7 protein-coding genes and 1 rRNA gene are annotated in these 5,339 nt (G+C 49.6%); 2 read left to right on the forward strand and 6 right to left on the reverse strand.

The genetic code is table 11. The features are described from left to right. Positions 1 to 254, reverse strand: a 254-nt coding sequence (locus G465_RS0112405) for an IS3 family transposase (RefSeq protein ID WP_040399794.1), incomplete at its 3' end; no start/stop codon positions are given. Between the two features lie 50 nt (positions 255 to 304). On the opposite strand from G465_RS0112405, the gene G465_RS14755 reads away from it, so the two are divergent. Next, positions 305 to 964: an EAL domain-containing protein gene (locus G465_RS14755; RefSeq protein ID WP_281166797.1), complete on the forward strand. Its 660-nt coding sequence runs from the start codon at positions 305 to 307 to the stop codon at positions 962 to 964. 7 nt (positions 965 to 971) lie between these two features. Here G465_RS14755 and G465_RS15240 read toward each other — a convergent pair whose 3' ends face one another. From G465_RS15240 to queC, 5 genes are read right to left on the reverse strand one after another with little or no spacing between them, the layout of a single operon-like run. After that, a complete protein-coding gene (locus G465_RS15240) occupies positions 972 to 1,496 on the reverse strand; it encodes a hypothetical protein (RefSeq protein ID WP_022654765.1) in 525 nt (174 codons plus the stop codon). Between the two features lie 24 nt (positions 1,497 to 1,520). Next, entirely contained in the window at positions 1,521 to 2,366 is an 846-nt protein-coding gene (gene serB / locus G465_RS14765) for a phosphoserine phosphatase SerB (protein WP_022654766.1), read from the reverse strand. A gap of 23 nt (positions 2,367 to 2,389) precedes the next feature. After that, positions 2,390 to 3,025 (reverse strand): 7-carboxy-7-deazaguanine synthase, encoded by a 636-nt coding sequence (gene queE / locus G465_RS0112425; protein ID WP_022654767.1) that lies wholly within the window; start codon positions 3,023 to 3,025, stop codon positions 2,390 to 2,392. 1 nt (position 3,026) lies between these two features. Beyond that, positions 3,027 to 4,034 (reverse strand): 6-pyruvoyl trahydropterin synthase family protein, encoded by a 1,008-nt coding sequence (locus G465_RS16410; RefSeq protein ID WP_022654768.1) that lies wholly within the window; start codon positions 4,032 to 4,034, stop codon positions 3,027 to 3,029. Continuing rightward, complete coding sequence (gene queC, locus G465_RS0112435; RefSeq protein ID WP_022654769.1) at positions 4,034 to 4,726, reverse strand: 7-cyano-7-deazaguanine synthase QueC; 693 nt, start codon at positions 4,724 to 4,726, stop codon at positions 4,034 to 4,036. The genes G465_RS16410 and queC overlap by 1 nt, the downstream gene beginning before the upstream one ends. Before the next feature lie 425 nt (positions 4,727 to 5,151). Here queC and G465_RS0112440 point away from each other — a divergent pair. After that, positions 5,152 to 5,339 (forward strand): 16S ribosomal RNA (locus tag G465_RS0112440); the annotation flags it as partial.

The following is a 5,339-nucleotide window of genomic DNA, read 5'->3' on the forward strand; positions in this document are numbered from 1 at the left end:
ATTTCGTTGTCCTCGCGTAAGCGACGCAGCTCGGCTTCCAACTGACGAATCCGCTGTTGCTCTGCCGTCAAAGGCTTGCCGATCCCCGGCAACCCCGCTTGTTCGTCTTCAAATTGCTTCACCCAACGACGAACCGCCGTCTCACCTAACCGCATTTCTTTGCAGACCTGCATCACGCTCAAGCCTTGCTCCTTCACCATCTGCACGACTTGCAGCTTGAAATTCGTGTCAAATACCCTGCGCCCTTGTTTCATCACCATTCCTCCAAAACCTTCTTCATCCCCCTATCTTACTGTCCGCTGACATTAGACCATTACACTATGCTTACGAAGCATTGGTGCGTGGTGAACAGGGGCAAGGTGCAGGCTATATCCTAAGCCAAGTCAATGACGCCAATCGCTATCGTTTCGACCAAGCTTGTCGTGTTAAAGCCATTGAATTAGCAGCAGAATTAGGTTTGCACCGGCTAGACAACTGTAAACTCAGTATTAACTTTTTGCCGAATGCGGTGTATCGCCCAGCCAGCTGTATCCGCGCTACCTTAGAAGCGGCCAAGCGTTTTGACTTCCCTGCCAACCGCTTGATGTTTGAAGTCACTGAGGGCGAAAAAATCTCTGATGCCAGTCATCTGATCAATATTTTTAATGAATACCGCCGGCAAGGCTTTACCACCGCGATTGATGACTTTGGTTCCGGTTATTCTGGTCTGAACCTGTTGGCAACCTTCCAACCGCAGGTGTTGAAAATTGATATGGAATTAACCCGTGACATTGACCAAAATCAAGTGAAGAAGGCGATTGTGTCGGGCGTGTTGTTGGTGGCGCAACAGTTGGAGATTACGATTATTGCTGAAGGTATCGAGACCGAAGCCGAGGCCAATACCTTGCACCAAATGGGTGTGAATTACATGCAAGGATATTGGTTTGCTCGGCCAGAAATTGCCGCGTTGCCGCTGGCAAATTAGGTATAAATTAAGTGCGGGAAGGGGGGCGGCGGATACTTTGCCGATGGCGGCTAAACACCCACTTTTCCCACACTGCTTGTAACGGTTCATCCCAAAACTCTGCCACGATGCGCCCACAGAACACCGGCCGTGAGGTTTCTATGTCGATGGTTTTTTCAATAATCACCAATGGCAAATGAACCGGCAGCGGCCATTGTGGATCGAGTAAGAGCGTGGCGACTACGCAATCACCGACTCCCCAATTTTCCTCCGCCGATTGCCAAGCGATTTCCTCCATCCCCACCCGACAGGCGCAGTCTGGCAAATTCGGGTCTAGCTGCGCTAACAGCTGTAGATACACCGATAAATCTAATTTGGCTTCAAGGCGGGTTTGTCCGTCATCATCATCTTGGCTGATGGCTGGCGCGGTTAAGATACGCAACAGCAGGCGTGCTTCATGTTGCCAACGTAACAGCGGCATTACCCCTTCACTGTGTACACAAGAGAAAGGTAATACCGCATCAAAACTGACGGTGGATAACGCAGGGAACATCAAACACTCCTTTCTAAACGCACATTAACCCAGCAATTTAGGTAGAGCTTCCAAACCACCAAAACGGATAGCCATGTCGGCTTGTTCTGCTACCACCGGTTTGGCGTGGAAGGCGATGCCAAGCGCGGCAGCAGCAATCATTTTTAAATCATTAGCGCCATCGCCAATCGCCAAGGTTTGTGCCGAAGAAAGTCCCAATTCATCCGCCGTGCGGTGTAAATAATCGGCTTTCGCTTGTGCATCGATAATAGGGCCTAGAATACGGCCAGTTAAATGCCCATCAACAATTTCTAAGGTATTGGCAACGGTATAATCCAACCCTAAACGCTGTTTCAGACGTTCGGTGAAAAAAGTAAAACCACCGGAAATCAGTAGGAATTTCACTTGATGCTGTTGACAAGCAGCGAGCAATGTCTCTGCACCACGGGTGAGACGAATACGTTGTTCATACACTTCATCTAAAGCACTGGCCGGCAGCCCCTTTAACAACGCCACCCGCTCTGTCAGTGAGGCGGCAAAATCCAGTTCACCACGCATCGAGCGTTCGGTAATCGCGGCAACTTGGGCCTTGATCCCCAACATATCAGCCAATTCGTCGATACATTCGACCTCAATCAAAGTCGAATCCATATCACTGACCAATAAACCAAAGTCAGCAAAACGACAGTTGGCGGGTAACAGTGCATAGTCTAATTCTGCTGCTTCACACACCGCCGCAAACAAAGGCGACACCTCAACCAAATCGCCTAAGAAATCGGCGGTGTCTGGTGTGCGTTGTTCAACCTGATCGGCCAAACACGATTCCGCTAAAACCGATAATAAACTATGGTCGTGTAAACCCTGACCGTAGACAGAAAGACGTAAACTCATGGGGCCTTTTCCTAAAAGCACAATTAACGAATACCGGTTAACTTATGGGTTTGCAAACTGAGCTGCCACTGTGGATGTGCCATACACCAAGCTATCGCCTCGGCGGTATGTTGGCGTTGTTGAATATCATCCAGCGGTTGTAAATAAAAATAGTCAAACTGCCAATCTGCAAAGGCTTGAGGTGAACTGAAACCACGTTGTGGCCAAACGAGCTTTAATTCGTGGCCGCTTGTTTGCACAATCTCACTGCCCGCCTTTGGGCTGACACATAACCAATCGATGCCTGCTGGCGCGGCAATAGTGCCATTGGTCTCTACACCCATCTCAAAACCCTGAGCATGAACGGCATCAATCAGTGCACGATCTAGCTGCAATAATGGTTCGCCGCCAGTGAACACCACATAAGCCCGCTGCCGTGGGACACCTTGCCATGTGGCGGCAATGCGTGCGGCGAGCGCCTCGGCATCCGCAAATTTGCCACCATCTGGGCCAACACCGACAAAATCGGTATCACAAAACTGACAAAGTGCTGTTGAGCGATCTTGTTCACGCCCACTCCACAGATTACAGCCACTGAATCGACAAAACACTGCAGCACGTCCAGCCTGTCGGCCTTCACCTTGCAAGGTATAAAACATTTCTTTGACGGTATAAGTCATATCAACCCTTGGCAATGGCGCGCACGCCCATTTGATTGGCAGCGTAAATATCCACGCGGCTGAGCATAGGCAACAAGGGTTTGGCATGTTGCCAGACCCACGCAGCAATACCAGCACAATCAGTACGCACAATCGCTGGTAATTGGTCTAAAGGGTGATGGTCGAGTTGCTGATAAATCGGCTTAAACTGTGCTTTGACATCGCCAAAATCTTCTACCCAACCCATTACCTTATCCAGTTGGCCGGTCAGATGCAGATTCACCCGATAACTATCGCCGGTATAACGGCCACTTTGATCGAACGGCACCGCAGCTTCAAAACGCTGTTCTTTCCAAATCCGAAATTGTTGACCATCAAAACGACTACCTGCGGTGACTGTTTCATGAACGGTGACACTGATTAACCCAGCCAGTGGTTCTGCTAAGCGTGGCCACAACCAAGCCGCCAGATTTTCACTGGTTGGGTTTTCTAGTCCAGCAATATCATTTAAATAGGCATGATGCAGTTGTAGTGACAGTGGCAGCCAAGCGCGTTCCAACGCGGCATGGTCATGTTCGCTGGCGCGGGCGGTGATTTTGACGCTAAAGGTATGGCCATGCATACGGCCACATTGATGGCCTGCCGGCACATGCGGTAAATAATGCGCTGCCGAAAAATCCACTTTTAACCAAATTCGCCCTTCGCCGCTGTCGGTGATATCGGCCCCACGACCGGGAGCCGAACGCAGGCGAATGGCGGCATGTCCCACACCCCGTTGTTGCAACTGCTGTTGTAGATAGTGGGCTAACGGCAAATCATCGGGATTAGCGAGGCGCTGATTAAGGTCAGAATAAGTGAGTTCAGCACAGGCCATATTCAGTAACTGTGCTAAATCCCCAGCCTGATCATGGGCATGACTGGCTTCGACAAAAAAACTATGGCCATGCAAACGTGCGCGGGCATCGGCTGCTTGCGGCAACTGGCGTGCGGCTTCAAAGCCTGCACTGGCGACATGATGAAAAGTGAGCATTATTGTATGCCCTCTTGCTGTAAACGGCTGAGTAAAGGATCGTCAACCCCTGCTTCAGCAAACCCTTTGGCCCGTAAGACACAGGCTGCACATTGGCCACAAGGCGGTTGTTGTCCTTCATAACAGGTATGACTGTAGGCCAAGGCTGGCATAGCACCGACTTGTTGCGCCAGTTTAACTGTGTCTGCCTTGCTCAAGAACATCAGTGGTGTATGCAGTTGTAAACGTGCATCCATCCCTAAATTGATAGCCAGCTCCAAAGCCTTTAAGGTGTTTTCTCGACAATCGGGATAGCCTGAGTAATCTGTCTGTGCCACGCCGGTAACAAGATGACCGATATTGCGGGTATAGGCCAAAGCCGCAGCAAAAGTCAGAAAAATCAAATTGCGCCCAGGTACAAAGGTATTCGGTAAAGCGGTGGCCTCGGTGGTGGTGGGTGAGACGGTTGGATCGGTTAGGGCATTGCCACCGATGGCAGAAAACGTATTAATAGGTAAGACATGTTGTGTGACTCCGGCCAACTCAGCAATTTTTTTGGCACATGCCAATTCGACACGATGGCGTTGGCCATAGTCAAACGTAATCGCTTCGACTTCAGCGAAGCGTTGTTTTGCCCAAAATAAGCAGGTGGTAGAGTCTTGTCCACCAGACAACACGACCAAAGCGCGTTGTGAAGCAAGGTTATGCATCATAGCTCTCGAAAAACAGTCGAAAGAAAAATGCGCCTCCGTTCGGTCTCACGGGGCGCGGATTTTTTGCGAAAACCCGATGGCAGCGGGCTTTCGCCGAATTTTCATTATTTTAATACAGAATGGTTCAGTGTCCGAATCTAATCGCAGCAAGGATTTTTTAGAAATAAAAAAATTTCAAAAACAAATTGTTAGCTAAATAGTAAGCGTTTTTTTGTTTGCAGCTGTTGACGAGTGTGAGAGAGGTGGGTATAGTTCGCTTCCTCGCTGCAACACAGCAGCGGCAGACAGCTTTCAAGTTTAAGTTGTTTGAATTGATCTTTAACAGAATACAACCGATAGGTGTAAGCGCTTGGACATCAAGCGCTTGCACAAAGAAAAAACGCAAGAATGAAGTTTGGGAACCAAAAAAAGTTTAAACAGAGATTGAACTGAAGAGTTTGATCCTGGCTCAGATTGAACGCTGGCGGCATGCTTTACACATGCAAGTCGAACGGTAACAGGGGCTTCGGTCCGCTGACGAGTGGCGAACGGGTGAGTAATGCGTCGGAACGTGCCGAGTAATGGGGGATAACGCATCGAAAGGTGTGCTAATACCGCATACGCTCTGAGGAGG

This window comes from Aquaspirillum serpens DSM 68 (assembly GCF_000420525.1).
Classification (GTDB): domain Bacteria; phylum Pseudomonadota; class Gammaproteobacteria; order Burkholderiales; family Aquaspirillaceae; genus Aquaspirillum; species Aquaspirillum serpens.

Coding starts and splice junctions, on each gene's coding strand:
- G465_RS16410 (WP_022654768.1), bottom strand. CDS start 4,034: ATGCTCACTTTTCATCATGTCGCCAGTGCAGGCTTTGAAGCCGCACGC.
- queC (WP_022654769.1), bottom strand. CDS start 4,726: ATGATGCATAACCTTGCTTCACAACGCGCTTTGGTCGTGTTGTCTGGT.
- queE (WP_022654767.1), bottom strand. CDS start 3,025: ATGACTTATACCGTCAAAGAAATGTTTTATACCTTGCAAGGTGAAGGC.
- serB (WP_022654766.1), bottom strand. CDS start 2,366: ATGAGTTTACGTCTTTCTGTCTACGGTCAGGGTTTACACGACCATAGT.
- G465_RS15240 (WP_022654765.1), bottom strand. CDS start 1,496: ATGTTCCCTGCGTTATCCACCGTCAGTTTTGATGCGGTATTACCTTTC.